The sequence below is a fragment of the Pseudomonas sp. B21-047 genome (assembly GCF_024748775.1).
GTDB lineage: Bacteria > Pseudomonadota > Gammaproteobacteria > Pseudomonadales > Pseudomonadaceae > Aquipseudomonas > Aquipseudomonas capeferrum.
Map to the genome: position 1 here is coordinate 2546466 of NZ_CP087169.1, position 25271 is coordinate 2571736.

Sequence of the window (25271 nt, forward strand, 5' to 3'; positions counted from 1 at the left end):
TATTTAGTGTCCCTTAGTCTCTGATGCCATAGAGCATTCAGCGACAGGGATATAAGCATGAAATCTCGCAAGAAAAGCGTCAAACCGATCGGCCTGAAAGACATCACCATCGTCGACGACGCCAAGATGCGCAAAGCGATCACCGCCGCCGCCTTGGGTAACGCGATGGAATGGTTCGACTTCGGCGTCTATGGCTTCGTCGCCTACGCACTCGGCAAGGTGTTCTTCCCCAACGCCGACCCCAGCGTGCAGATGATCGCCGCCTTGGCCACGTTCTCGGTACCCTTCCTGATCCGCCCGCTGGGCGGGTTGTTCTTCGGGGCACTGGGCGACAAGTTCGGCCGGCAGAAGATTCTCGCCGCCACCATCGTGATCATGTCGTTGAGTACCTTTGCCATCGGCCTGATACCGTCCTATGCCTCGATCGGCATCTGGGCGCCGATCCTGTTGCTGCTGGCCAAGATGGCCCAGGGCTTCTCGGTAGGCGGTGAATACACCGGGGCTTCGATTTTCGTCGCCGAGTACGCGCCCGACCGCAAGCGCGGCTTCCTCGGCAGCTGGCTGGATTTTGGCTCCATCGCAGGGTTTGTTCTCGGTGCGGGCGTGGTGGTGTTGATTTCCACCGTGCTGGGCGAGGAGCAGTTCCTTGAGTGGGGCTGGCGCCTGCCGTTCTTCCTGGCCTTGCCGCTGGGCATCATCGGCCTCTACCTGCGCCACGCGCTGGAGGAGACACCGGCATTCCAGCAGCACGTCGAAAAGCTCGAACAAGGCGACCGCGAAGGCCTGGCCTCCGGCCCCAAGGTGTCGTTCAAAGAGGTGGCCACCCAGCACTGGCGCAGCCTGGTGACCTGCGTTGGCGTGGTGATCGCCACCAACGTCACGTACTACATGCTGCTCACCTACATGCCCAGCTACCTGTCGCACAACCTGCACTACAGCGAAGACCACGGGGTGCTGATCATCATCGCGATCATGGTCGGCATGCTGTTCGTGCAGCCGATCATCGGGCTGCTCAGTGACAAGTTCGGGCGCCGGCCTTTCATCATGGTCGGCAGTGTCGGCCTGTTCGCGCTGGCTATCCCAGCCTTCATGCTGATCAACAGCGGCGTGCTTGGGCTGATTTTCGCCGGGCTGCTGATCATTGCCGTGCTGCTGAACTTCTTCATCGGCGTAATGGCCTCGACATTGCCAGCGATGTTCCCAACGCACATTCGTTATAGCGCCCTGGCCAGCGCGTTCAACATCTCGGTACTGATCGCCGGCCTTACCCCGACCCTGGCCGCCTGGCTGGTAGAAAGCACGGGCAACCTGTACATGCCGGCCTACTACCTGATGGTGATTGCGGCCGTCGGCCTGGTCACCGCCCTGACCATGAAGGAAACCGCCAACAAACCCCTGCGCGGTGCGGCGCCTGCCGCGTCTGACATCGAGGAAGCACGCGAGCTGCTGCAGGAGCACCACGACAACATCGAGCAGAAAATCGAAGACATCGACACGCAGATTGCAGAGCTTGAGGCCAAACGCAAATTGCTGGTGCAGCAACATCCGCGTATCGAGTAAGGTACAAGGCCCTTTACTCAGTAGATAATTTATATGGCCGAGGGCTTTTCGGCGCTACCGCCACTCAATGGCTTGCGGGTGTTCGAGGTGGTATCACGCCACCTCAACTTCCGCCTGGCAGCGGACGAGCTGGGGGTAACCCAGGCGGCGGTGGCGCAGCAGGTTCGCGGGCTGGAGGCGAACCTTGGGGTCAAACTGTTCGAACGGTTGCCCAGGGGCCTGAGCCTTACCGGCGCCGGCCAGCGCTACAGCGCCGATATCCGCAGTGCGTTCGCTTTGATCGCCTCGGCTACCCAGGCGCTGCGCCCCGATGGGTCCCACCTGACGGTCAGCGTTACGCCCACCTTTGCAGCGAAGTGGCTGATCCCTCGGCTGGCGTCACTTGCACACGACCACCCCGATATCGACCTGCAGGTACTGGCCACTGATCGCCTCTCGCAGTTCCGCCCTGAGGGCGTGGATATCGCGGTGCGCTACGGCCGCCCACCGTTCGGCCCGGCCTTGCATGTCGAACCTTTCCTCAAGCAACGCATCGTCGCCGTGGCAAGCCCTGGGCTGCTAGCGCAACTGGGCAAGCCGGCCTCCCTTGACGACTTGCACCGCTTCGCGCTGCTGCACGATGCGCACAATTTCTGGCCAACCTTTATCGGCGAGGTCTTTGCGCAGCCGCTGTTGGCTGGGGCCAAGAATGTGCGCTTCAACCAGACATCGTTGGCGATCGATGCTGCAGTGGCCGGGCAGGGGCTCGCCTTGGCCAGCGACTTCTTCGTACGCAACGACATTGAAGCAGGGCGGTTGGCCTTGGTGTTCGAGCAGCAATTGGTGCTGGAGCAGGCGTTTTACCTGGTCTGGCCGCGCAATGCCTATCAAGCGCCAGCACTGGAGAGGGTGCGCAGCTGGTTGTTGCAACAGGCGCAGGCATCTGGTCAGTAGTTTTTCTATCGTCTATTGCATCAAGGTCGATGGCCGTATCACGCGCAGCATCTGATCAGCGTGGCATGTAGCCCAGTTGCCATGAGCGCGGAATGAACCGCGTCACCAGGGCCAGCAGGCACGCCAGCGCGCAACTGCCCGCCAGCGCCTGCAAGCCCAAGCGGTGCTCCAGCCAGGCGCCAAGGGCGGCGCCCAGCAGCATGCCGGCCCAAGGCACCAGCTGCACCCGCCAGCCATTGCGCCGCTCGCCCAGCACCCAGCGGCCCAGGCCGCGGCCGAAGCGGGACAGGGCACCGGTGACATAGGTCAGGCCGATGGGCAGGCCATTCACCTGCTCGACCACTGCATTGATCATGCCCATGGCCAGCGTCGCCGCAAGCAACGCCGGAAAGGTCGCGGCCAGCGGCCAGGCCGCAGCGCCACCCAGCAGCCCCGCGACCACCAGCAGTACCGGCCAGGCCCGGCGCCGGAAGCTGCGGGCCAGCAACACGCCCAGTGCATTACCGGCGACGAAGCCGAGTACCGCCCCGCTCAGGCGCAGCACCATGGCCGCATCCGCCTCACTGATCGCGACGGCCAGGCGGGTGGTGTTGCCGCTCATGAACGAAACAAAGTCGCCCAGGGCCAATAGGCCGATGGCATCGGTCATGCCGGCCAGCACCGACAGCCCGGCCACCAGCCCCAGGCCCACCCGGCCTCGCAGGCTGCGCAGCTTCAGCCGCCGCGCACTGTGCGATGTCAACGCGTTGGGCAGCATGTTCAGGGCAACAGCTTTTCGCGGGCCAGGGTACCCTTGAGGGTGCGTTCGACCACATCGACCAACACCATGGTCTGGTGGTCCACTTCGATGTTCAGCAGCTCACCGGCCTGGTAGTTGGCGAAGGTGGTCTGGCGCAAGGTTTCGGGGATCAGGTTGATGGTGATGACGGTGTCTTCGACATCAGCGACGGTCAGGCTGCAGCCGTTCACACCAAGGAACCCGCGGGGGAACACGTACTTGGCCCACTCGGGCGGCATGCGGAACTTGATGAACGCACCGGTAGGTTCGATCGACAGCTCGACGATCTCGGCGGTGGTGGCGATGTGGCCCGCCATCAAGTGGCCGCCGATCTCGGCGTTCATCTTGGCCGAGCGTTCGATGTTCACGCCCTGGCCAGCCTTCAAGCAGCGCAGGTTGGTGCGCTCCAGGGTGGCGTTCATGGCGTCGAATTTCACCTCGGTGCCGTCGATCTCGGTAACCGACAAGCAGGTCCCCTCGACACTGACGCTGGCGCCGATCTTGAGTTCGTCGAGCAGCTCCGGGGTGAGGTCGAGGGTGAACTGCTTGTGGCCTGGGTAGGTGTTCACCGCAAGCAGAGGGCGGACGGCCTGGACGATGCCGGTGTACATGGAAGTTGCTCCTGGGCACGGGAAAATGAAGTCACCCGGAAACTAAGCCTGTGAAGCGGTAAAAGCAAGGTGGCCGCGACCGTTCAGACATGCCCGCTGCTGTTCACGATGCGCAGGCACAGTGCCTCGTAAGGGTCCAGGTTCACCACCAGCCGCCCATCTTCGGTCAAGTCGCCCTCGACCGTTTCATTGATCATGTCCACCACCGGCCCCGGCGTGAAGCCGGTCAAGTGCAGCGTTTCGCTGATCACCGTCTGGCCAAAGTTCAGCGCGCTGATCTGCACCCCGCGCCCGGCCGGCAGCTCGTGCACCATCACCAGCAAACCAGGGCTACTGACCTCGGGTACCAGCACCTGGCGGCTGGTGGCGATACCGTAGGCCTGGCGCACGGCAAGCAGCTTCTTCACCTTGCTGGCGAATGAATCGGGGTGTTCCAGCTGGCTGTCGAGGCTGCCGTAAAGCGCGCGGGCACGGGGCATGCCGCGCACCGAGGCCTCGGCGTGCGGGGCAAGGCCGGCCAGGTCGTAGCCGCCGCGGTGGATCCAGCGGGTGTCGCCATCGAGCATGCGTTCTGCCACCGCCTCGGCGGGCAAGGGCAGGGCTCCGACCAGGTCCCAGCCGGACAGCGCCACCACGCCAGGCTGCATGGCGTTGTACATCACCAGCAGCAGGTGAATCTTCTGGATACGCTCGATATCCGCTGCGTTGATCTGATCGAGGTCGCGGATGCCGAGGGCGGCCGTGATCAGGCTGGCGGTGGTGCAGGCGATGCCGTTGGTGACGAAGCGCAGGTTGTAAGGGGCATGTTCGCCCGACAGACGTTCGTAGATTTCTTCGCGAATGTGCTCGCGCAGGATGTTGCCGGGCAGGGTCTGGCCCTTGTACAGGTACATGTCGTGGGCGTGCAGGGTCCAGAAGTGCACCAGTTCGACGGTCAGCTCGTCATGGTTCTGCAAGGCATGGATCAACGAAGCCGGGTCGATGCCGAAGCTGTGCATTTCCTTGAGCATCAGGCGCAGGAATTCGGTGTCGCCGGTCAGCAGCGCGTGCTGGTAGGCCGGGCGGGTGATGAAGTCGTAGGACAGGTCGGCGCCGCCCTTGGACATCAGGGCAATGTCGTCGATCGTCAGGTTCAGCTCCTGGAAGCTGAAACCGCCCGCCTTGCGAATCATGCCGCCAATCAGCTGGTTGCCGACGATCGACAGGGGGTGGCTCTCGGACCAGGCAGTGCCCTCAAGGCGGGTTTCCACCCCGAGAAAACCATTGGCGTCCAGGCGCAGGCCACGCGCGCCAAGGCAGTCCAGCGCATGCAGGGCATCGCCGATGATCATCTGCTGGGCGGCAAATGTCGGGTCGAGCCAGTTGAGCGACGGCTGGCCTTCCTTGAAGTAGTGCAGGTACACCCAGCGCCGGGTCTTGCCGTCGACGCCGGTGACCGGCGGGGTGACGCTCCAGTCGGTCTCCTTGACCCCAGGTTCGAAGAAGATCACCCGCTGCAACTGGCCGACGATGTAATGGCGTGCCTTGAGCGCATCGCACACGGCCGGCAGCAGGTTGACCGAATCGCGCCCTGCGGGTACGTCGGGCAGCAGCGGCCAGTCTTCCTCGCGCACCTCGACCATGTGGTAAAGCCCGGGGTAGGGGCCGTGGGCCAGTTCTGCCAGGCGGAAGTCGGCGCCTTTGCCAGTGTGCGAGGGGATCAGGTCATCGATGGTCACGGCGTTGTGCGCCGCAGCCATGCGGCTCATCTGGATCAGCTCCTGCTCGCTGCCGTAGAGCGGGTCGATGTCGAAGCTGATGCGGTCGAAGTTGCCGTCCACGCTGGGGGTGAACTCGTGGCCGCGCACGCCGCCTGACTGCTTGATCGGGCCGGTGTGCACGCCTTGTATGCCGATCTCCGACAAGCGCTTCCACAAGGCTTCGTGGGCCAGGGCCGAGAGCACCGAGCAGTCATCGGGGGCGATGATAGCGTCAGGGTAGACAGTGAGCCACACCGAGGCGATCTCGGTTGCGCGGCGGGGCTGGGCCTCGGCATAGGGGTTTTGCCACAGGCGCGATTGCCCCGAATACAAAAGGGCCCGCTGCTGGGAGGCCTTGAGCATGGAACGGTCTTCGAGCCACTGGATGTATGACGGGTCGGGTTGAGTCATCTCGCGTCCTCTCTGCGTGTCGGCACCGGCCACAGTTATGACGGCTTCGCACGCGGAACGTTCGCAATGCCTGCGCGGCGTGTTCCCAGGGGGAAAAGGGTCAGCGCCGCGCCGACAGCTGCTGCGGTGCCAGAAACGCACTGTGGAAGTAGTTGCGCAACGCCTGCATGGCCGGGCTGAACGCCCGCTCGCGGTGCCAGGCCAAGCCCACGCTCATCGGCGTCACCGGGTCGCTGATGGTCACCGTCTCGATCCGCTTGCCTTCCAGCGACCAGGGCCTGTGCACCAGGTCGGAGAGGATCGCCACGCCGCTGCCATTGGCCACCATGCTGCGCACGGCCTCCACCGAGCTGGTCCGCACGCGCACGCTGGGCCGCTGCCCGGCCTGCTCCCAGTAGCGCATGGCGCTTTGTTCGGCCTCGTCCACCGTCAGCAGAATGAACGGTTCGCCGGCCACATCCGCCAGGCTCACCGCAGAGCGCTCGCACAGCGGGTGGTGGCCGGGCAGCCACAGTCGGCGTTCGGAGTTGAAGAGGGTTTCCGAGACGATGTCCGGGTGGGTGAGGTTGGCGGTGAGCACCACAGCCATGTCGAAACGGCCCTCAAGCAGGCCCTGTTCGATGGCGCTGCGCTCCTGTTCATGCACGTGCAGGGTCACGTCCGGGTGCCAGTGTTCCAGCCGTTGCAGGTGGTGCGGCAGGAAGTAGCCCATCACGGTATAGCTGGCGGCCAGGCGCAGCAGGCCGCTGGCGCGCACGTCAGGCAGCGGGCTGTTCAGCGCGTCGTCCACGCTGCGCAGAATCACATAGGCCCGGTTGAGAAAATGCCGGCCAGCCTCGGTCAGGCTCATACCTTGGGCCGAGCGCTGGAACAGCAGCACACCGAGCATCGCCTCCAGTTCCTTGATCGCCGTGGTCACGGCCGATTGAGAGATGTTCAGGTGGATCGCCGCCTGAGAAATCTGGCCGATCTCGGCAGTGGCGACGAAGTAGCGGACCTGGCGCAGGGTCAGTGACACGGTTGGCTCCCGGTGTATCTGATTTTCAGAAGACACCCTATCTGTTTATAGATCTTCCCAAGGGGGTGAGGAGAATCTAACGTGGCATTCAGGCAGTCACAAGCACCAGGAGATACGTTCATGCAGGTGGTGGATTTCAATTCGGACATGGGCGAGGGCTTCGGCCCGTGGACCATTGGTGACGGCGTCGACAACGAGTTGATGGGTTTCATCAGCTCGGCCAACATCGCCACCGGCTTCCATGCCGGCGACCCGGGCACCATGCGCCGCACTGTCGAGCGGGCCAAGGCGATAGGGGTGGCGGTCGGGGCACACCCGGGCTTTCGTGACTTGGTCGGTTTCGGCCGGCGACACATCAATGCCTCGGCCCAGGAGCTGGTCGACGACATGCTCTACCAACTGGGCGCGCTGCGTGAAATCGCCCGTGCCCAGGGGGTGACGCTGCAACACATCAAGCCCCACGGCGCGCTGTACATGCATCTGGCGCGCGACGAGGAGGCTGCACAACTGCTGGTGCAGAACCTGCGCGTGATCGAACCGCAGTTGCTGCTGTACTGCATGCCGGGCTCGGTGATCTGCCGTGTCGCCCAGGCACTCGGGCAGCCGGTGATCCGCGAGTTCTATGCCGACCGCGAGTACGCCATGAGCGGCTCCATCGTGTTCACCCGCAACGTGCGCGGCCATCACCCCCAGGCCGTCGCCGAGCGTGTGCTGCGGGCCTGCCAGCAAGGCCTGGTGCGCACGGTAGAGGGGCAGGACCTGGCCATCGAATTCGATTCCATTTGCCTGCACAGCGATACCCCCGGCGCGCTCGACCTGGTCGAGGCTACGCGCCAGGCGCTCGATCAGGCGGGTATCGCGGTGCGTGCGCCACGCTGAGTAGCTGCGGCGCCCGGCGCTTGGAGGCCGGGGCCCTTGCATTGATTTGATTTCGCCTGCCTTTCTATAAAGATTCCAAAAAAAGGAACAGTCATGGCCGAGCCGGTTGCTTCTACCCCAATCCGCTACAGCTTCGGTGCCGACGAGCACCTGTTTGCCGAAGTCAGTGACAGCATGTCGCTGCAAGCCTTCTTCAAGGGCATGGCCGTCACCCGCGCGGTGGAGCGACTTGGCCTGGAGGGCGTACTCGACGTATGCCTGGCCAACGCCTCGTTCCAGATCCGCTTCGACCCTGACCGCATTGCCCCCCAGGCCTTGCTCGAAGCGGTACGCGGCGCCGAGGCAGAGGCGGTGGCCGAGCGCTCGCTGCAGACCCGCATCATCGAAATCCCGGTGCTGTACAACGACCCGTGGACCCACGAAACCCTGATGCGTTTTCGTGACCGTCACCAGGACCCAAGCAGCACGGACCTTGAGTATGCGGCGCGGGTCAACGGCCTGGCCGATGTCCAGGCGTTCATCGCCGCGCACAGTGGCGCGCCCTGGTTCGTGTCGATGGTCGGCTTTGTCGCCGGCCTGCCGTTCATGTTCCAGATGGTTGAGCGCGAGCGGCAGTTGCAGGTGCCCAAGTACCTGCGTCCGCGTACCGACACACCCAAGCTGACCCTCGGCCATGGCGGCTGTTTCGGGTGCATCTACTCGGTACGCGGGGCGGGCGGCTACCAGATGTTCGGCGTCACCCCGGCGCCGATCTACGACCCGCAGCAGACCTTGGCCTACCTCAAGGCGCACATGGTGTTCTTCCGCCCTGGGGACATCGTGCAGTTCAAGCCCATCGACCGCCGAGCCTATGACCAAGCCGTGGCGGAGGTGGAGGAGGGCCACTTCAACCTGCGCATTCGCCCGGTGACGTTTTCCCTGGATGCCTTCCTCGCCGACCCGGTCGGCTACCCCAAGACGCTGCAGGAGGTGCTGGCATGATCAAGGTACTCAAACCCGGCCTGGCCACATCGGTACAGGACCTTGGTCGCGAAGGCTATTACCACTTGGGCATTCCGCCGTCCGGGGCGCTCGACCAATATGCCCTGAGCGCCGCCAACCATCTGGTCGGCAACCCGGCAGGTGCAGCAGGGCTGGAATGCGCGCTGGTGGGACCAGAGCTTGAGTTCCAGCACGATGCGCTGGTGGCGGTATGCGGAGCGCAGATGCCCGCCTTGCTCGACGGCCGTGAGCAGCGCCCCGACACCGCGTTTGCGGTCAGGGCAGGGCAGGTGTTGCGTTTCGGCTTCCCCACCGCAGGTGCCCGGGCGTACCTGGCCGTGGCCGGCGGTATCGATGTACCCGAAGTGCTCGGCAGCCGTTCGACCTACGCCCTGGGTGCGTTGGGCGGGCTGCACGGGCGCAAGTTGATGGCGGGTGATGTATTGCCGGTCGGTGTGCCCAGCGGCAAGACCCGGGCTGGCGCGAGCCTGCCGATGGCCCTGCGCCAGGCGCTGGGTGGCGAGGTGGTAGTGCGGGTGGTGCCGGGGTTGTATTTCCATCGCCTGACCGACGCGGCGGCGCAGAGCTTCTTCACTCAGGCGTGGACCGTCGGCTCCGAGGCGGACCGTATCGGCTACCGCTACAAGGGCGCTAGCGCATTGAGCTTCCAGCTACGTGAGCAGCCGTTTGGCGCAGGCTCGGACCCCTCGAATATCGTCGACAGCTGCTACCCGATCGGTTCGATCCAGGTGCCAGCGGGGCTGGAGCCGATCATTCTGCACCGCGATGCGGTGTCGGGCGGCGGGTATGCCATGATCGGCACGGTGATCAGCGCCGACCTGGACCTGATCGGGCAGATGCAGCCCAATCAGCAGGCGCGGTTCTTGGCGGTGAGCCTGGAGCAGGCGTTGGAGGCACGGCGGTCGTACAAGAAGAAGCTGGGGTGCCTGGCCCGGTTGTTTGCTTGATTGCTGGGTGGGTTGAGTGACAGGCCATCGCTATTGCCGAGGGTCTAGTCGCTCGCCTGTATCAGGAAGCATCCTGCTCATGCCCTCGATCAGGTACCTCATTGGTATGACATAGTTCCACCAACCGCTCTTGTGTGCGTTACACCTGGCTAGATGCAGACTGTCCACACATCGCTCAAAAGCTGCCACTGAAACTCGCAAACAAGCTGGCGTCCTGGGCCTCCCTCTGCAGGGTGGTCGTTGTAACTCCGATACTGGCGCTCACATCGCCTAACACTACCCGCACCCCCAGCACCGCAGTCACGTAGTAACGGTCGAACTCCAGCCCCGGCACCCGATACGGGCCAGCTCCAGGTACGGTTTGCAGCCATGCGTTGGCCTGCTTGCTGCCTTCAAACGCCTGATCGTAGGTGATCTGTGCATAAGGCTCAAAACGACTTGCTCGTACACGGGCCTGCCAACCAATTCGACCCACGGTCGAGTCAACCTTTTGATCGTAATAGCCCATGGCGGTGAAGCTTTTATTGCTCTCGACATAGTCATCTAACTCCACCCGCTGCCAGATGATTGCGGCCAGCGGCCCATGTCGCAAATCGCCCACATTGTCGAACTCATAACCTGTGTTAAGGGCCATCGTGAGGTTGTGCCCTTCTGGAGTACCGTTGTGGGTGTGAGTAGCAGGTCCGATCTGAACCTTACGGGTGACGTCATAATCCAGCCAGCTATAGCTGACCTGGCCATTCACCCACATTCGCTCACCGTACCAGCCACTAAACAGGCCGAGGGTTGAGTCGGACTGCGTGTAGCCCCCTTGATGCGCACCGAAGTTAGCCTCCATGCGACCAACACCGGCGAAGCCTCCCATTACAAAGCCGTTGCGGGACCAATCGACGCCAAACAAGCCAGCAGGGGCCGAGCCGTCGTACAGGCGGCCATGATCATAACGCTGAGTGTCGTGACGAAGGCTACCCCACCAGCGCCAACCGTCTGCGGGCCGACTGCTTACGTGTTGGCTGACCTGATCAGCGCGGCTTCGACCCACCGTGTGCGCCGAGTGGGTGAGGACTTGCTGGTATCGCGGCGCTTCGAGCACCGAAATGGCGTACTGCCCGAGCATTTGATTAGCGGCTGTGCTCAAGTGCACATCGTCTGCAAACAAGTAGGTCATATCCGCGTTGGGGACGACGTAGTCCGCCGGGCCGCAGATCAACGCCAATTTTCGTCCGCAGGCGGCATCAGTGACATTGGTGAAACCATAGCTGTCGGGGTTGCCTGCCAGCGCTTGCATGAAGCTGAACGCATCCAGGGGAATGAACGCCAAGCCAGCCTGCCTCAACCCACCGTAAAGTGCATCATTGTAAGCTTGGTAGCGAGGCGTTATCCGCGCCATGGCCTCTGCCCCCCTGTCGCGAATGCGCGGGATAAGCCCCATATCCGGCAGGTTGGGCACCAATACGTAGCGTGCACCGGCTCGCTCTAGGTCAGCAACGATGCCAATCTGGTCAGTCACTGTCGCACTGACCACGACTGGCACTTGGCTAGGGTCGACAATAGACGCCATGTCATTGATGCCGCCCCAGACCGTGTACAGCGCCCGGAGATCAGCGACACCACCAGTGGTCGAAAAGTACTGAGCCAGCTGGTCTGTCAGCGAGGGGATCGGCCCAAGCTCACCGGCCGCCGGCATGCTCACTCGCGCACCACCCGCAGCGTAATTGTCGCCCGTCTGGCCATTGCCGTTGGCGCTTGCATCCACACCATAGTGGTCAGCCAAATGCTCTGACCAGACCTTGCCCGGATTGGTGGTCAACTTACCTAGCCCAGCTTGAACCCCAGGAGGTAGCAACGGCCGGTAATAGCCACTGTCGGTGTAACTGTCGCCCAGAAAAAGGGTGCGCGAGAAGGGCGCTTCTGTGGCAATTGAAGGCGTTGCGACGAAGAACAGCGCCGTAGCTGCGCCAGCAAGTATGCACGTTCTGATCGACATGGAATCTACCTGATGATGTCCAGACGGGGCCTTGATAGGGGCTCACGAGACAGTCCTTATCGAGCCGAACCATGGCGAACTTTGCGGCGATCATAGGCGTGCCTTACTAAGTGCTGCTACTGACAAAACTAACAGTTCCACGCTGCGTTCAGACGTGCCTGCAAAGACCCCATGTTCGGTCATGCCGTTGAAAACGGGGGCGGTAAGCACGTGCGTTACTCACCTCTACAAATCCGTTTGCCGCGCTGCGAGGCCACTTCCAGCGCCTGCCCATCCCGCTGTTTGCCCTGCCGTGCCAGGCCTTCAAGCTGGGGTATCAGCATGCCTTCCGGCAAATGCCGCCAGAACCGCCCGGGCATATGCAGGCGCAGCGCGTCCGGGTTGAGGCGGGCAGGGTTGAAGGTGTGGCGATAATAGGTGCGCCACAGTTCGGCGCCGGGGTCGTCGGCATGGCGCGCCCACTGCCGCCAGTCATCGGGGCAGTGGCGGCGGTAATCGAAGGCCTGGCCATCGAAGCGGATGCCATCGGTGGGCGTGGCGATCAACCAGCGTTGTCGGCCCAGGCGGTCGGCAAAGTGCGCACTGGCATCGTGCAGGATGTCGTGGGCGGGCTCGTGATAGGCGACCAGGTCCAGCTGCAGTCGCTCGGCCAACGCCTCGGGCAGGGGGACGAAGCGCACGAAAGCATGCAGGTGGTGCGCCTCACGGCTGACTTGTTTGATCCGCCGGTGCAGCTCACTGCCCAGGCGGTCGCCCGCGAGCATGGCGGTGCGATCGCCATGGGCGACGCGCCAGAGCACTTCGTACAGCAGGTTCCAGCGTTGCGCGCCGCGATAGCAGGCGGCCTGTGCCAACTGGCTCAGTAACGCCGCCGGCACTTTGCCGCGAAACGGGCCAGGGCCTTCAGGCAACGGTGCCGGCACGGCCAGCAGATCATCGATAGGGCCTTGCGACCAGGTCACCTCGGCCGGGTCGATGCCATGGCCGAGCAGCGTTCGGGCTTGGTCACGCCAGGTGGCGAAGTGGTTATCACAGTCGAGCGCGATCACCCCCACAACCCCATCTGCACAGGCGCTTGTGGCTCGCGCAGGCGTTCGCGCAGCAGGCCGCTGCGCAGCTCGGCCTGGGTCGGGCGGTAGTCGCTGGTGACAATGAACGGCCGGGCCTTGTCCAGTACGCAGCGCAGTTGGATCAGGTCGTCATAGCGGATGCGCCGTTCACGGCGCAGCGCCACCAGGCGCTGCACGCTGCGCAGGCCGATGCCCGGGATACGTGCCAGCAAGGCCGGTTCGGCGCGGTTAACATCCAGCGGGAAAACTTCGCGATTGGCCAGCGCCCAGGCCAGCTTGGGGTCGATGTCCAGTGCCAGGTTGCCGCTATGGCCCAGCAGTTCGCCGGCCTTGTAGCCATAGCCACGCAGCAGGAAGTCGGCCTGGTACAGGCGGTGCTCACGCAACAGCGGCGGCGCCGCCAGGGGCACGCTGCCCGGGCTGTCGGGGATCGGGCTGAAGGCCGAGTAGTACACACGCTTGAGACCGTAACCCTGGTACAGCGACTCGGCATTGCGCAGCAGCGTGCTGTCATCGGTGGCGTCGGCGCCGACGATGACCTGGGTACTTTGCCCGGCGGGCGTGAAGCGCGGCGCCTTCGGCTCGTTGGCTACGGCTTGCTGGCCTTGGTGGATGACCGCCATGGCCTGGCGGATGGTGTGCGCGTGTTTCTCCGGTGCCAGGCGTTTGAGGCTGGCATCGGTCGGCAGCTCGATGTTGACGCTCAGGCGGTCGGCCAGGCGCCCGGCTTCCTCGATCAGCAGCGGGTCGGCGTCGGGTATGGTCTTGAGGTGGATGTAGCCGCGGAAGTTGTGCTCGTCGCGCAGCAACCGTGCCACGCGGATCAGTTGTTCCATGGTGTAGTCGGCCGAGCGGATGATGCCCGAGCTGAGGAACAGGCCGCTGATGCAGTTGCGCCGGTAGAAGTCCAGGGTCAGGCGCACCACTTCTTCCGGGGTGAAGCGCGCCCGCGGTACGTTGCTGGAGCGGCGGTTGACGCAGTACTGGCAGTCGTACAGGCAGAAGTTGGTCAGCAGCACCTTGAGCAGCGACACGCAGCGGCCGTCCGGCGTATAGCTGTGGCAGATGCCCATGCCATTGGTGGCGCCCAGGCCGTCGCCGCCGCGCGAGCTGCGCTTGGGCGCACCGCTGCTGGCGCAGGAAGCATCGTACTTGGCGGCGTCGGCGAGAATGCCGAGTTTGGCGATGAGCTGCATGGTGGCTGACTCGAAACACTGAATATTCATACAGTATTTTGAGCGCGGCCTGATTGCAAGCCCCAGTGATCGAGGTGCCCCAGTAAAACCCTCAGCTAAGCTTGTGCTGGACTTTACGGACAGCTACGAGGCGTGCGGGAGAGGACATGAAAATCACGATCGAGGCGAAGTGGGCGCTGGCCGGCCTGGCGCTGGCGATGGGCATGCTCAATGCCCAGGCGGCTGAAACCAAGAAGGTCGATGTGCTGCTGGTGGGCGGCGGTATCATGAGTTCGACCCTGGCTGTCTGGCTCAATGAGCTGGAGCCAGGCTGGTCGATGGAGATGGTCGAGCGCCTGGACAAGGTGGCCGAAGAAAGCTCCAACGGCTGGAACAACGCCGGTACCGGCCACTCGGCCCTGGCGGAGCTGAACTACACGCCAGAGAAGGATGGCAAGATCGACATCAGCAAGGCGGTGGAGATCAACGAGTCGTTCCAGGTGACCCGACAGTTTCTAGCCTGGCAGGTCAAGCAGGGTGTGTTGAAGAACCCCCACTCATTCATCAATACCACCCCGCACATGAGCTTTGTCTGGGGTGACGACAACATCCGCTTCCTGAAAAAGCGCTACGAGGCGTTGCAAGCCAGCCCGTTGTTCAAGCCGATGCAGTATTCCGAAGACCACGAACAGATCCGCAAGTGGGTGCCTCTGATGATGGAGGGGCGCGACCCCAACCAGAAACTGGCCGTGACCTGGGCGCCGATCGGCACCGACGTCAACTTTGGTGAGATCACCCGGCAGTACGTGGGCTACCTGCAGACCCGGCCGAACTTCGACCTTAAGCTGTCGACCGAGGTCCAGGACATTACCCGTAACGAAGATGGCTCCTGGCATGTGGAGTACAAGAACCTGAAGGACGGCAGCCAGGCCGCCACCGATGCCAAGTTCCTGTTCATCGGTGCAGGGGGCGCGGCGCTGCCGCTGTTGCAGAAGTCCGGTATCGATGAGGCCAAGGACTATGCCGGTTTCCCGGTGGGAGGGTCGTTCCTGGTAACCGACAACCCGGCCATTGCCCAGCGCCATATGGCCAAGGCCTACGGCATTGCGGCGAGCGGCGCCCCGCCCATGTCGGTGCCGCACCTGGATACCCGTGTGCTCGATGGCAAACGCATGATCCTGTTCGGCCCGTTCGCTACCTTCTCGACCAAGTTCCTCAAGCAGGGTTCGTTGCTTGACCTGTTCGCCAGCGCCAGTGTTCACAACGCCTGGCCGATGGTCAGGGTAGGGGTGCGCGAGTTCGACCTGGTGCAGTACCTGGTCGGTCAGGTCTTGCAGTCCGACGATGACCGCTTCGAAGCGCTGCGCACCTACTTCCCCGAAGCCAGGAAGGAAGACTGGCGCCTGTGGCAAGCCGGCCAGCGTGTACAGATCATCAAGAAAGACGAGGCCCAGGGTGGTGTGCTCAAGCTGGGTACCGAAGTGGTCACGTCCAAGGACGGCAGCATCGCCGGCCTGCTGGGGGCATCGCCTGGCGCCTCGACTGCGCCACCGATCATGCTGGATGTGTTGAACAAGGTGTTCAAGGACAAGGTGGCTTCAGCAGCCTGGCAGGCGAAGATCAAACAGATCGTGCCGTCCTATGGCATCCGGCTGAACGAGCATCCGGACAAGGTGCAGGAGGAGTGGACATATACCAATGAGGTGCTGCAGTTGAATCCGCCGTCGGGTGGTGAAAGCCCAGGTGTCGCGCCATAACGCTATTCGCGAGCAAGTCGGGGCGCCGAACCGTCGCTACTCCATCCGTTTCGGGCCAGTTATTCCTGAGGCATTGCGCGCGGCCCCTTGGCGTCCGCCTCAATATTGTGCCGGACAAACAAGGCGGTCGCGCGCTGGCACAGGCGTGACTGACCTGAAACGGATGTAGGAGGGTGCCCAGGCTGGGGAGGCGCGGTTACGCGCGGTGTTCGAGGAGGCGGGTTTCACACGGTTCCAGTGCGCCACACAAACACCGTTCAACCTGATACTGGAGGCGCGCAAATAGCCGCCGCCCTTGCCGTCACCTGCGCCATTCGGCTTTTGCGCATTGTAATGCCGCGCCGTGGTCGTCAGAATCGCGCCCGGTTTTCGAGCAAGGGGCTTACGTTGAACGAACAGACACTCTCCATGCGCCTGGAGCGCGTGGCGGCGCATGTGCCGCAAGGCGCGCGCCTGGCCGATATCGGCTCGGACCATGGTTATCTGCCGGTAGCGTTGATGCTGCGTGGCGCCATCGAAGCAGGCGTGGCCGGTGAAGTGGCGCACACGCCCTTTGCCTCGGCCCAGCGCAACGTGCGCCGCAACGGCCTGGAGGCGCATATCACCATTCGCCTGGCCGATGGGCTGGACGCGATCGAAATGGCCGACCGGATCTCGGCCGTCAGCCTCTGCGGCATGGGTGGCAAAACCATGTGCGAGATTCTAGAGCGCGGCAAGCATCGCTTGAGTGGCAGCGAGCGCCTGATCCTGCAACCCAACGGCGATGAGTGCGAACTGCGCAGCTGGCTGATGCAAAACAGCTATCGGATCGTCAGTGAAGAATTGTTGCGCGAAAACCGCTTCGACTACGAAATTATCGTCGCCGAACCTTGTGAGGCAGTGGCTTATACCGCCGAAGAGCTGTACTTCGGCCCGCTGCTGATGCGCGAAAAAGCCCCGGCGTTCGTGACCAAATGGCAGCGCATGCTGCGCCAGAAGCAGCAGACGTTGGCCAACTTCGAACGCGCTCGGGATACGATACCCGAGGAAAAGCGCCGCGATTTCGCTCGGCAGATCAGCTGGATCACCCAGGTACTGGCCTGACTCACTGCTGCGAGCAGTTGCCCATTTCCCGGTAGTTGACCTCGCGGGTACGGCCCTGGTGGTCGACATACACCATATGCGCGGTGCCGACCTGGCAGTCGGCAGCGTTGCTGGCCGGGGTGATGGAGATGACTTTGGCGACATCCAGCGGCATGCCGTATTCGTAGTTGCCCGTGCTCGCGGCCGGCTGCTGTGTGCTGGCGTCGGCAAAGGCGCCGAACGAGGCGAGGGTAGCGGCAAAGGCAAGGACGGCGATCGAACGTTTCATGGCAGGCTCCTTCTTCAATGTTTTACCAATGATGTATTCATTGGTGATCCACAATAAATGGGCTAAGCCGTGATAGATTCCTGCCTGGAACGTAAGAATAAGACCGATCAAGGAGCCCACCCCCCATGGACATGCTGCATGCCATGCGTACTTTCACCCGTGTGGTCGAATGCGGCAGCTTCGCCGCAGCCGCCAATGCCCTGGACATTTCTGCGGCGCAGGTTTCGCGCATCGTTGCCGAGCTAGAGAACCAGCTACAGACCCGCCTGCTGCACCGCACCACGCGCCGTTTGCGCATGAGCGAGGCGGGCGAACGGTTTCTGGAGCGCGCGCGGCAAATCATGCTGCTGACCGAAGAAGCCGTCGGCGAGGCGCGAGGCGCGCACCTTACCCCCCGTGGGCGTTTGCGCCTGCACTGCCCGCATGGCCTGGGCCTGCTGCTGATGCCGCTGGTGGCGGGCTACAACGCGCTGTGCCCGGAGGTGGTGGTCGAGTTGACCTTGTCTCAGCGCAACCCGGACCCCTTGGCCGAAGGGCATGACGTGGTGATCACCGTGGACGAGGCTTTGCCGGACTCGCAGCTGATCGCCGTGCCGCTGGGCAACATCTTCAGCATCCCCTGCGCGGCACCCAGTTACCTGGAGACCTTTGGCGTGCCCGAGCGGCCGGAAGACCTGCATGGGCATCGCTGCCTGCGCATGGCGTACCCGATGTACGAAGGCGACTGGGTGTTCCCCCAAGGTGTCGATCACTGTGTGATCGCACCGCGCGACAGCTTCCTCACCAACGTGGCCGATGCGATGCTGTTGGCCAGCGAGCTGGGCATGGGCATCGGGCTGCTGCCGTTCTACACCGCCAGCCAGGCGATCGAGCAGGGGCGTTTGCGCCGGTTGTTGGCGCCGTATCGCCTGCGTGAGAGTGCGCTGTATGCGATCTATCCGTCGCGCCACTACCTGGATGCCAAGGTGCGTACCTGGATCGATTACCTCAAAGAGCAACTGCCCGCGCTGTTCGAAGGGCATGCGCGGGTAGTGGATGACGCGCGCTACTGGCGCTGAGCCAGGTTGCGCGACCGCCCCAACAGCGGCCGCGCTAGCCGGCTGTTACAGTGAATAATGCTTGAGCTCCCGCGCAATCAGCATCCGCTGGATCTCGCTCGAACCCTCGTAGATCTGCGTGATACGCGCATCCCGATAATGGCGCTCTACCGGGTAGTCCTCCAGGTAACCATAACCGCCATGCACCTGGATGGCCATGGAGCACACCCGCTCGGCCATTTCCGAGGCGAACAGCTTGGCCTGCGAAGCCTCCGACAGGCACGGTTTGCCGGCACTGCGCAAGCGGGCCGCATGCAAGATCAGCAGGCGCGCGGCATTGACCTGCACCTGCATGTCGGCCAGCAGGTTGGCGATGCTCTGGTGCTCGTTGATCGGCTTGCCAAACTGCACCCGATCACGCGAGTAGGCCAGCGCCGCTTCGAACGCGGCGCGGGCGATGCCCAACGCTTGCGCGGCAATGCCGATACGCCCGCCTTCGAGGTTGGACAGGGCGATGGCCAGCCCCTTGCCACGCTCGCCGAGGATATTGGCGGCAGGGATGCGGCAGTCGTCCAGGGTCACCGCGCAGGTGTCGGAGGCGCGGATGCCCATCTTGTGCTCGCTGCGCTCGACCTTGAAACCAGGGTTGTCCGTGGGCACCAGAAAGGCCGAGAGGCCCTTCTTGCCCAGCGCCGGGTCGGTCACGGCGAAGACAATCGCCAAGCCCGCGCGACGGGCATTGCTGACAAACTGCTTGGCGCCGTTGATCACCCATTCGCCATTCACCAGCTCGGCACGCGTGCGCAGGTTGTGGGCCTCGGACCCCGCCTGCGGCTCGGTCAGGCAGAAGCAGCCAATCACCTCGCCAGTGGCCAGGCGCGGTAACCAGGCCTGCTGTTGCTCGGCAGTGCCATAGGCCAGCAGCGGGCCGCAACCCACCGAGTTGTGAATGCTCATCATCGCCCCGGTGGCGCCACAACCGGCGGCGATCTCTTCCACGGCCAGGGCGTAGGCGACGTAGTCGGTGTAGCTGCCGCCAAAGGTGTCCGGGACGACCATGCCGAGCAGCCCCAGCTCGCCCATCTTGCGCACCACGCCATCATCGATCCAGCCGGCCTTTTCCCAGGCCTGGGCATGGGGCGCGATTTCGCCACGGGAAAAATCCCGGGCCATGTCGCGGATCATGATCTGTTCTTCGCTCAGTTCCAGGTCTTGCATCTGTGTACTCCCGGGCTCACAGGCCTTCGAAGAATTGGTCGACCCGCCGGCGCTCGAGCCCGGCTAGGGTTGGCGGGTTCCAGTGCGGCTGTTTGTCCTTGTCGATGATCAGGGCGCGCACGCCCTCAACGATATCGCCGTACTGGAACCACTGGCGGTCCAGGTGCAGTTCCATGGCAAAGCACGCTTCAAGCGCCAGGTGGCGGCCGCGGCGCAGCATCTCCAGGGTAACTGCCATGGCCAGTGGCGAGCGGCTTTCCAGCTGGTCGGCGGTGGCCAGGGCCCACTGGTGGCTGTCGCCGATGCTCACGGCGCGCAGTTGCTCGATGATCGCCGGCAGGTCGGGGAGGGCGAAGAAGTGGTCGATGATCGGGCGCAGCTTCTGCAGTGGTGCGTCGTCCAGTACCTGGGTGCCGAGTTTGGCCAGCAGGCTTTGCAGGTCCTTGAGCGGGTGGTCACCGAAGGCCAGCTTGTCCAGGCCCTGGTCGAGGGCGCTGAGGGCGTCACTGCTCACGTACCAGTCGGCCAGCCCGCAATAGAGGGCATCGGCTGCCTGGATCTGGCTGCCGGTAACACCGAGGTAAATGCCCAGTTCACCCGGGATGCGCGGGAGGAAATAGCTGCCGCCAACGTCCGGGAAATAGCCGATGCCGACCTCTGGCATGCCCAGCCGGCTGCGTTCGGTGACCACACGCAGGTCACACCCCTGAGCCAGGCCCATGCCGCCCCCGAGGGTGAAGCCGTCCATCAGTACCAGCACCGGTTTGCGGTAGTGGTGGATGCACAGGTCGAGCGCGTATTCCTCGACGAAAAAGTCTTCGTGCAGGTTATCGCCGTTTTTGTAACTGTCGTGCAGCGAGCGGATATCGCCCCCGGCGCAGAACCCTTTAGGCCCTTCGCCACGCAGCACCACGGCGCGCACCTGCGGGTCTTCTGCCCACTGGTCCAAGTGCTGGCGCAGGCTGCGGACCATGTCCAGGGTGAGGGCATTGAGGCCGGCGGGGCGGTTCAGGGTCAGGTGGCCAATCTGGTTACGGACCTCGGCCAAGACATGATCCGTTGCCGAAGTGTGAGCATGCGCGGTCATCGCGTTCTCCCTGCTTTGTTATTGATTTTCCAAGTGAAGTCTGGAGTTCGCTGGAGGATAGCTGGATCCTGTCATGCGAATTTGCCGTGCACAATCGGTAAATCTGCAGGGGTGTCCTGCATTTTTGTCACTCTAGCAGTGTGTACAGGTCTCGGTGGGTGCGGATAAGTCCTCAACTATTAACCTTAGCGTAATGATCGCGCACCCAGCTTGATTGATGCCCAGGCCCGCACCGCCCTAAGGTGACCCCACGACAGCGAACCTGTGGAGTCACCATGACAACAACGAAGAATCCACCGCCGCAATGGTCGCGGCGGCGCGCCGAGAAACAGCGCCGCCTTGACCGGGCCCGCCACCTCGCCGACGGCGTGGTGCTGCCTACCGAGCGTATCGTCGAGGCCCTGGAGCTGTTGCTCGCCCCCGGAGACCGGGTGGTACTGGAAGGCAACAACCAGAAGCAGGCCGATTTCCTCTCGCGCTCACTGGCCAAGGTGGACCCAGCGCGCCTGCACGACCTGCACATGATCATGCCCAGCGTCAGCCGTGCCGAGCACCTGGACCTGTTCGAGCGTGGCATCGCCCGCAAGCTCGACTTCTCGTTTGCCGGGCCACAAAGCCTGCGCATCGGGCAGTTGCTGGAAGACGGCCTGCTCGAAGTCGGCGCCATCCACACCTATATCGAGCTTTACTCGCGGCTGCTGGTCGACCTTATCCCCAACGTGACACTGGTCGCAGGCTTCATGGCCGACCGCGATGGCAACCTCTATACCGGCCCCAGCACCGAAGACACCCCGGCCCTGGTGGAGCCTTGCGCGTTCAGCGATGGCATCGTCATCGCCCAGGTCAACCAGCTGGTGGATCGGGTCGACGACCTGCCGCGCGTCGATATCCCTGCGTCCTGGGTCGACTTCGTGGTGGTCGCCGACCAGCCGTTCTACATCGAGCCGCTGTTTACCCGCGACCCGCGCCACATCAAGCCGGTGCATGTGCTGATGGCGATGATGGCGATCCGTGGCATCTATGAAAAACACCAGGTGCAGTCGCTGAACCACGGGATCGGCTTCAACACCGCAGCCATCGAACTGATCTTGCCGACCTACGGCCAATCCCTGGGCCTGAAAGGCAAGATCTGCCGCAACTGGACGCTCAACCCTCACCCCACCCTGATACCCGCCATCGAGACCGGCTGGGTCGAAAGCGTGCATTGCTTCGGCACCGAGCTGGGCATGGAGGACTACATCGCCCAGCGCCCGGATGTGTTCTTCACCGGCCGCGATGGTTCGCTGCGCTCCAACCGCATGATGTGCCAGCTGGCCGGGCAATACGCCGTCGACCTGTTCATCGGTGCCACCTTGCAGGTGGATGGCGATGGCCATTCCTCGACCGTGACCCGCGGCCGCCTGGCCGGCTTTGGCGGTGCGCCGAACATGGGCCATGACCCCCGCGGCCGCCGCCACGCAACCCCGGCCTGGCTCGACATGACCGTGCCCGAGACAATGCTCGAACGCGGCCGCAAGCTGGTGGTGCAGATGGTCGAAACCTATCAGGAGGGCGGCAAGCCCACCTTCGTCGAAACCCTCGATGCAGTCGAAGTGGCGAAAAAAGCCGGCATGCCCCTGGCCCCTGTGATGATCTACGGCGATGACGTCACCCACCTGCTCACCGAAGAAGGCATCGCCTACCTGTACAAGGCGCGCTCCCTCGAAGAGCGCCGGCAGATGATCGCTGCCGTAGCCGGCGTCACCGCCATTGGCCTGCGGCACGACCCCAAGGACACCCAACGCCTGCGCCAGCAAGGCCTGGTGGCATTGCCCGAAGACCTCGGCATCCGCCGCACCGACGCCAGCCGCGAGCTGCTGGCCGCGCGCAGTATTGCCGACCTGGTTGACTGGTCTGGCGGCCTGTACAACCCGCCCGCACGGTTCAGGAGCTGGTGATGAAAGCACTCAACCTGCACACCTTGCCCCTGGCCGACCGCCTGGCCGACCTGGCAGTCGATGCGCTGATCGACGAAGCCGACCTGTCGCCCAAACCGGGCCTGGTAGACCGTCGCAGCAACGGTGCCCACACGGACATGACGCTGGCGTTGATGCATGCCTCGGCGTTGGCCCTGTGGCCCTGCCTGCGGCAGATGGCCGAAGCGGCCGAGGCCATTGGCGAGATCGGCGTGCCCTTGCGCGCAGCCCTGGGCCGTATTGGCCGTGAGGGCGAAGCGGCGATGCTGGCGACCACGGGCGGGGTGAACACCCACCGCGGCGCGATCTGGGCCTTGGGCCTGCTGGTGGCCGCCAGTGCGCTGGGTGCCCAGGCTGGCCCCGCTGCATTGGCCGCCCGCGCCGGGCGCATTGCACTGATCGACGACCCAGGCGCAACCCCTGAAGACAGCCATGGTGTGCAGATACAGCGCCGCTATGGCAGCGGCGGTGCCCGTGAGCAGGCGCAGTTGGGGTTCCCTGCTGTGATCACTCACGGGCTGCCGCAACTGCACCGCAGCCGCGCTGCCGGCGCCCGTGAAAACCAAGCACGGCTCGATGCCTTGCTCGCGATCATGGCGGCCCTGGCCGACACCTGTGTGCTTTGGCGTGCCGGGCCGCAAGGGCTGGCCACGGTCCAGCAGGGCGCCCGTGCCGTGCTGGAGGCGGGTGGCAGTGCCACCCTGGCCGGGCGCCGGCAGCTGCGCCGGCTGGACCAGCAGTTGCTGCACCTGAATGCCTCACCGGGCGGCGCCGCCGATCTGCTGGCCGCCTGCCTGTTCCTCGACAACGCCGGGAGCCTGTGACATGGAAACCCTGACCTTTCAATTCGCCGCCGCCGAACCTGGCCGTGGCCGCACCGTGGTGGGCTGCGTCAGCTCCGGCGACCTGGAGGTGCTGATCGAGCCCGGCACCGCCGGCAGCCTGCAGATTCAGGTCGTAACCTCGGTCAACGGCAGCGGCGCCCGCTGGGCGCAACTGTTCCAGCGCCTGTTCGAAGGCCGCCAGTGGCCCGCTGTGAACATCGACATCCATGACTTCGGCGCCACCCCTGGCGTGGTGCGCCTGCGGCTGGAGCAAGGCTTCGAGGAGATCGCCCCATGACGGACATCGAACGCTTGCTGCAAAGCCGCAGCTTTGTCGAACTGGGCGCGCGCCAGCGGGCCCGCGCCGTACTCGACCCGAATAGCTTCCGCGAACTGTTGGGCCCGTTCGACCGGCTCATGTCGCCCTGGCTGCCACGCCAGGGCATCGTGCCCCAGGCCGATGATGGCGTGGTCATCGCCAAGGGCCGCCTGAACGGCCGCCATACCGTGGTCGCCGCTATCGAAGGGGGCTTCCAGGGTGGCAGCATGGGCGAGGTGGGCGGGGCCAAGATCGCCGGTGCGCTGGAGCTGGCCATCGAAGACAACCGCAACGGTACCCCGACCAGCGCCGTGTTGCTGCTGGAAACCGGTGGTGTGCGCTTGCAGGAAGCCAACCTTGGGCTGGCGGCGATTGCCGAGATCCAGGCCGCGATCGTCGCGTTGCGCAGCTACCAGCCGGTGATCGGCCTGATCGCAGGTACGGTCGGCTGCTTCGGCGGCATGTCCATCGCTGCCGGGCTGTGCAGCCACTTGCTGGTCACCCGCGAGGCGCGCCTGGGCCTCAACGGCCCGCAGGTGATCGAGCAGGAAGCGGGCATCGACGAATACGACGCCAAGGACCGGCCGTTCATCTGGAGCCTCACCGGCGGCGAGCAGCGCCATGCCAGCGGGCTGGTGGATGGCTACGTCGCCGACGATGTGGATGCCATCCGTCAGCAGCTTCTGCAACTGCTCGACACCCCAGCCACAGACCGGGCCAGCCGCCATGCCTGGTTCCTCGAGCGGCTGTCGCGCCTGGGCGATGAGTGCCCGCAACTGGATGCCGCCGCCGTGCGCACCCTCTATCAAGGAGAAGCCAAATGAACCGTGCCTCGAACTGGCTGCCGGGCCTGGCCGGCGGCCAAGCGTTGCTGGGCTACCCTGCGTCGCTGCAGGTGATCGACGGCGAACTGGACAACCGCCTGGCCCGCTTCATTGCTGTGGTGCCAGATGCGCACAATCCGTTCCCCCGGGCCCGCGCGGGTGAAGTAGGCCTGTTGGAAGGCTGGGGGTTGGCCAAGGCGGTGAGCGAGGCGGTCGAGGCCGACCGCCACGGCGAGAAGCGCGCGATTGTCGCGGTCATCGATGTGCCGAGCCAGGCCTATGGCCGCCGCGAAGAAGCGTTGGGCATTCACCAGGCCCTGGCCGGTGCGGTGCAGGCGTATGCCCAGGCACGCCTGGCCGGGCACCCGGTGATTGGCTTGCTGGTCGGCAAGGCGATGTCGGGTGCTTTTCTGGCGCATGGCTATCAAGCCCAGCGCCTGATCGCGTTGGATGACGCTGGTGTGATGGTACATGCCATGGGCAAGGCCGCCGCCGCGCGCATTACCCTGCGCAGCGTCGAAGCGCTGGAAGCCCTGGCCGCAGAGGTGCCGCCGATGGCTTACGACCTCGACAGCTACGCCTCGCTGGGTTTGCTGTGGCGACGCCTTGGCGTGGACAACGCCGAGACGCCAAGCGCCGACGATTTGGCCCGAGTGCGTAGTTGCCTGGCCGACGCTGTGCGCGATATCGGCACCTCGACCGACCTGTCATCGCGGCTGACGGGCGAGAACCGGCGGGCGTCGCGCGAGGTGCGCGAGCACCTGCGTCGTCAGTGGCAGGGGGCCTGAG

General features: G+C 64.1%; 23 protein-coding genes and 1 pseudogene. 14 read left to right on the top strand and 10 right to left on the bottom strand.

From position 1 onward, the window contains the following. Positions 1 to 57: 57 nt before the first annotated feature. Positions 58 to 1560 carry a glycine betaine/L-proline transporter ProP gene (gene proP / locus LOY26_RS11685; RefSeq protein ID WP_186660324.1) on the top strand — a complete coding sequence of 501 codons (1503 nt, stop codon included), beginning with the start codon at positions 58 to 60 and terminating at the stop codon, positions 1558 to 1560. 33 nt (positions 1561 to 1593) lie between these two features. Further along, positions 1594 to 2493 (top strand): LysR substrate-binding domain-containing protein, encoded by a 900-nt coding sequence (locus tag LOY26_RS11690; protein WP_186660322.1) that lies wholly within the window; start codon positions 1594 to 1596, stop codon positions 2491 to 2493. A 55-nt stretch (positions 2494 to 2548) separates the two neighbouring features. On the opposite strand, the gene LOY26_RS11695 is transcribed toward LOY26_RS11690, so the two are convergent. The 4 genes from LOY26_RS11695 to LOY26_RS11710 all read right to left on the bottom strand — a co-directional run bounded on the left by LOY26_RS11695 (position 2549) and on the right by LOY26_RS11710 (position 7050). Then, positions 2549 to 3250 carry a YoaK family protein gene (locus tag LOY26_RS11695; protein ID WP_033697545.1) on the bottom strand — a complete coding sequence of 234 codons (702 nt, stop codon included), beginning with the start codon at positions 3248 to 3250 and terminating at the stop codon, positions 2549 to 2551. Between the two features lie 2 nt (positions 3251 to 3252). After that, positions 3253 to 3882: a riboflavin synthase subunit alpha gene (locus LOY26_RS11700; RefSeq protein WP_186663606.1), complete on the bottom strand. Its 630-nt coding sequence runs from the start codon at positions 3880 to 3882 to the stop codon at positions 3253 to 3255. A gap of 83 nt (positions 3883 to 3965) precedes the next feature. Further along, a complete protein-coding gene (gene treS / locus LOY26_RS11705) occupies positions 3966 to 6032 on the bottom strand; it encodes a maltose alpha-D-glucosyltransferase (RefSeq protein ID WP_258714779.1) in 2067 nt (688 codons plus the stop codon). Between the two features lie 100 nt (positions 6033 to 6132). Further along, the gene (locus LOY26_RS11710) at positions 6133 to 7050 is read right to left on the bottom strand and encodes a LysR family transcriptional regulator (protein ID WP_033697548.1); all 918 of its coding nucleotides are present in this window, start codon (positions 7048 to 7050) and stop codon (positions 6133 to 6135) included. Between the two features lie 120 nt (positions 7051 to 7170). Here LOY26_RS11710 and LOY26_RS11715 point away from each other — a divergent pair, with 120 nt between their 5' ends. The 3 genes from LOY26_RS11715 (at position 7171) to LOY26_RS11725 (ending at position 9878) form a co-directional block, all read left to right on the top strand. Then, positions 7171 to 7929: a 5-oxoprolinase subunit PxpA gene (locus LOY26_RS11715; RefSeq protein WP_258714780.1), complete on the top strand. Its 759-nt coding sequence runs from the start codon at positions 7171 to 7173 to the stop codon at positions 7927 to 7929. A 93-nt stretch (positions 7930 to 8022) separates the two neighbouring features. Next, the gene (locus tag LOY26_RS11720; RefSeq protein WP_186663609.1) at positions 8023 to 8910 is read left to right on the top strand and encodes an allophanate hydrolase subunit 1; all 888 of its coding nucleotides are present in this window, start codon (positions 8023 to 8025) and stop codon (positions 8908 to 8910) included. Beyond that, complete coding sequence (locus LOY26_RS11725) at positions 8907 to 9878, top strand: biotin-dependent carboxyltransferase family protein (protein WP_186663610.1); 972 nt, start codon at positions 8907 to 8909, stop codon at positions 9876 to 9878. Before LOY26_RS11720 ends, LOY26_RS11725 begins: the two co-directional genes overlap by 4 nt. 175 nt (positions 9879 to 10053) lie before the next feature. On the opposite strand, the gene LOY26_RS11730 is transcribed toward LOY26_RS11725, so the two are convergent. From LOY26_RS11730 to LOY26_RS11740, 3 genes are all read right to left on the bottom strand, one after another. Continuing rightward, positions 10054 to 11865 (bottom strand): autotransporter domain-containing protein, encoded by a 1812-nt coding sequence (locus LOY26_RS11730; protein ID WP_258714781.1) that lies wholly within the window; start codon positions 11863 to 11865, stop codon positions 10054 to 10056. A gap of 215 nt (positions 11866 to 12080) precedes the next feature. Next, positions 12081 to 12920 (bottom strand): TIGR03915 family putative DNA repair protein, encoded by an 840-nt coding sequence (locus tag LOY26_RS11735; RefSeq protein WP_033697553.1) that lies wholly within the window; start codon positions 12918 to 12920, stop codon positions 12081 to 12083. Further along, complete coding sequence (locus LOY26_RS11740) at positions 12911 to 14131, bottom strand: putative DNA modification/repair radical SAM protein (RefSeq protein WP_186663612.1); 1221 nt, start codon at positions 14129 to 14131, stop codon at positions 12911 to 12913. The genes LOY26_RS11735 and LOY26_RS11740 overlap by 10 nt, the downstream gene beginning before the upstream one ends. A 146-nt stretch (positions 14132 to 14277) precedes the next feature. On the opposite strand from LOY26_RS11740, the gene mqo reads away from it, so the two are divergent. From mqo to LOY26_RS11755, 3 genes and pseudogenes are all read left to right on the top strand, one after another. Continuing rightward, on the top strand, positions 14278 to 15867 hold the full coding sequence (mqo, locus tag LOY26_RS11745; RefSeq protein WP_186659232.1) for a malate dehydrogenase (quinone): 1590 nt from the start codon (positions 14278 to 14280) through the stop codon (positions 15865 to 15867). Between the two features lie 172 nt (positions 15868 to 16039). After that, positions 16040 to 16153 (top strand): annotated as a pseudogene (locus LOY26_RS11750) (SAM-dependent methyltransferase); the annotation flags it as partial. A 101-nt stretch (positions 16154 to 16254) separates the two neighbouring features. Beyond that, positions 16255 to 16950 carry a tRNA (adenine(22)-N(1))-methyltransferase TrmK gene (locus tag LOY26_RS11755; protein ID WP_258714782.1) on the top strand — a complete coding sequence of 232 codons (696 nt, stop codon included), beginning with the start codon at positions 16255 to 16257 and terminating at the stop codon, positions 16948 to 16950. A 1-nt stretch (position 16951) separates the two neighbouring features. Here LOY26_RS11755 and LOY26_RS11760 read toward each other — a convergent pair whose 3' ends face one another. Then, complete coding sequence (locus tag LOY26_RS11760) at positions 16952 to 17218, bottom strand: DUF2790 domain-containing protein (RefSeq protein ID WP_186663614.1); 267 nt, start codon at positions 17216 to 17218, stop codon at positions 16952 to 16954. 125 nt (positions 17219 to 17343) lie between these two features. On the opposite strand from LOY26_RS11760, the gene LOY26_RS11765 reads away from it, so the two are divergent. Then, on the top strand, positions 17344 to 18276 hold the full coding sequence (locus LOY26_RS11765; RefSeq protein ID WP_186659223.1) for a LysR family transcriptional regulator: 933 nt from the start codon (positions 17344 to 17346) through the stop codon (positions 18274 to 18276). A gap of 45 nt (positions 18277 to 18321) precedes the next feature. On the opposite strand, the gene LOY26_RS11770 is transcribed toward LOY26_RS11765, so the two are convergent. Both LOY26_RS11770 and LOY26_RS11775 read right to left on the bottom strand, forming a co-directional pair. Continuing rightward, on the bottom strand, positions 18322 to 19473 hold the full coding sequence (locus LOY26_RS11770; RefSeq protein ID WP_186663615.1) for an acyl-CoA dehydrogenase family protein: 1152 nt from the start codon (positions 19471 to 19473) through the stop codon (positions 18322 to 18324). Positions 19474 to 19489: 16 nt separating this feature from the next. Beyond that, on the bottom strand, positions 19490 to 20560 hold the full coding sequence (locus LOY26_RS11775) for an enoyl-CoA hydratase/isomerase family protein (protein ID WP_258714783.1): 1071 nt from the start codon (positions 20558 to 20560) through the stop codon (positions 19490 to 19492). A 275-nt stretch (positions 20561 to 20835) separates the two neighbouring features. On the opposite strand from LOY26_RS11775, the gene mdcA reads away from it, so the two are divergent. The 5 genes from mdcA to mdcE are packed head-to-tail and all read left to right on the top strand — an operon-like array spanning position 20836 to position 25270. Then, a complete protein-coding gene (gene mdcA / locus LOY26_RS11780; protein ID WP_258714784.1) occupies positions 20836 to 22497 on the top strand; it encodes a malonate decarboxylase subunit alpha in 1662 nt (553 codons plus the stop codon). After that, positions 22497 to 23339 carry a triphosphoribosyl-dephospho-CoA synthase gene (locus tag LOY26_RS11785; RefSeq protein ID WP_186663617.1) on the top strand — a complete coding sequence of 281 codons (843 nt, stop codon included), beginning with the start codon at positions 22497 to 22499 and terminating at the stop codon, positions 23337 to 23339. Before mdcA ends, LOY26_RS11785 begins: the two co-directional genes overlap by 1 nt. 1 nt (position 23340) lies before the next feature. Beyond that, positions 23341 to 23637, top strand: coding sequence for a malonate decarboxylase subunit delta (locus LOY26_RS11790; protein ID WP_033697564.1), 297 nt, complete (start codon positions 23341 to 23343; stop codon positions 23635 to 23637). After that, positions 23634 to 24482, top strand: coding sequence for a biotin-independent malonate decarboxylase subunit beta (locus LOY26_RS11795; protein WP_258714785.1), 849 nt, complete (start codon positions 23634 to 23636; stop codon positions 24480 to 24482). Before LOY26_RS11790 ends, LOY26_RS11795 begins: the two co-directional genes overlap by 4 nt. Next, complete coding sequence (gene mdcE, locus LOY26_RS11800; RefSeq protein WP_258714786.1) at positions 24479 to 25270, top strand: biotin-independent malonate decarboxylase subunit gamma; 792 nt, start codon at positions 24479 to 24481, stop codon at positions 25268 to 25270. The genes LOY26_RS11795 and mdcE overlap by 4 nt, the downstream gene beginning before the upstream one ends. Position 25271 lies beyond the last annotated feature (1 nt).

Excerpts from the sequence above, each read along its gene's own strand:
- proP (WP_186660324.1), top strand. The coding sequence starts at position 58 with ATGAAATCTCGCAAGAAAAGCGTCAAACCGATCGGCCTGAAAGACATC.
- LOY26_RS11690 (WP_186660322.1), top strand. The coding sequence starts at position 1,594 with ATGGCCGAGGGCTTTTCGGCGCTACCGCCACTCAATGGCTTGCGGGTG.
- LOY26_RS11695 (WP_033697545.1), bottom strand. The coding sequence starts at position 3,250 with ATGCTGCCCAACGCGTTGACATCGCACAGTGCGCGGCGGCTGAAGCTG.
- LOY26_RS11700 (WP_186663606.1), bottom strand. The coding sequence starts at position 3,882 with ATGTACACCGGCATCGTCCAGGCCGTCCGCCCTCTGCTTGCGGTGAAC.
- treS (WP_258714779.1), bottom strand. The coding sequence starts at position 6,032 with ATGACTCAACCCGACCCGTCATACATCCAGTGGCTCGAAGACCGTTCC.
- LOY26_RS11715 (WP_258714780.1), top strand. The coding sequence starts at position 7,171 with ATGCAGGTGGTGGATTTCAATTCGGACATGGGCGAGGGCTTCGGCCCG.
- LOY26_RS11720 (WP_186663609.1), top strand. The coding sequence starts at position 8,023 with ATGGCCGAGCCGGTTGCTTCTACCCCAATCCGCTACAGCTTCGGTGCC.
- LOY26_RS11725 (WP_186663610.1), top strand. The coding sequence starts at position 8,907 with ATGATCAAGGTACTCAAACCCGGCCTGGCCACATCGGTACAGGACCTT.
- LOY26_RS11730 (WP_258714781.1), bottom strand. The coding sequence starts at position 11,865 with ATGTCGATCAGAACGTGCATACTTGCTGGCGCAGCTACGGCGCTGTTC.
- LOY26_RS11740 (WP_186663612.1), bottom strand. The coding sequence starts at position 14,131 with ATGCAGCTCATCGCCAAACTCGGCATTCTCGCCGACGCCGCCAAGTAC.
- mqo (WP_186659232.1), top strand. The coding sequence starts at position 14,278 with ATGAAAATCACGATCGAGGCGAAGTGGGCGCTGGCCGGCCTGGCGCTG.
- LOY26_RS11760 (WP_186663614.1), bottom strand. The coding sequence starts at position 17,218 with ATGAAACGTTCGATCGCCGTCCTTGCCTTTGCCGCTACCCTCGCCTCG.
- LOY26_RS11765 (WP_186659223.1), top strand. The coding sequence starts at position 17,344 with ATGGACATGCTGCATGCCATGCGTACTTTCACCCGTGTGGTCGAATGC.
- LOY26_RS11770 (WP_186663615.1), bottom strand. The coding sequence starts at position 19,473 with ATGCAAGACCTGGAACTGAGCGAAGAACAGATCATGATCCGCGACATG.
- LOY26_RS11775 (WP_258714783.1), bottom strand. The coding sequence starts at position 20,560 with ATGACCGCGCATGCTCACACTTCGGCAACGGATCATGTCTTGGCCGAG.
- mdcA (WP_258714784.1), top strand. The coding sequence starts at position 20,836 with ATGACAACAACGAAGAATCCACCGCCGCAATGGTCGCGGCGGCGCGCC.
- LOY26_RS11785 (WP_186663617.1), top strand. The coding sequence starts at position 22,497 with ATGAAAGCACTCAACCTGCACACCTTGCCCCTGGCCGACCGCCTGGCC.
- LOY26_RS11790 (WP_033697564.1), top strand. The coding sequence starts at position 23,341 with ATGGAAACCCTGACCTTTCAATTCGCCGCCGCCGAACCTGGCCGTGGC.
- LOY26_RS11795 (WP_258714785.1), top strand. The coding sequence starts at position 23,634 with ATGACGGACATCGAACGCTTGCTGCAAAGCCGCAGCTTTGTCGAACTG.
- mdcE (WP_258714786.1), top strand. The coding sequence starts at position 24,479 with ATGAACCGTGCCTCGAACTGGCTGCCGGGCCTGGCCGGCGGCCAAGCG.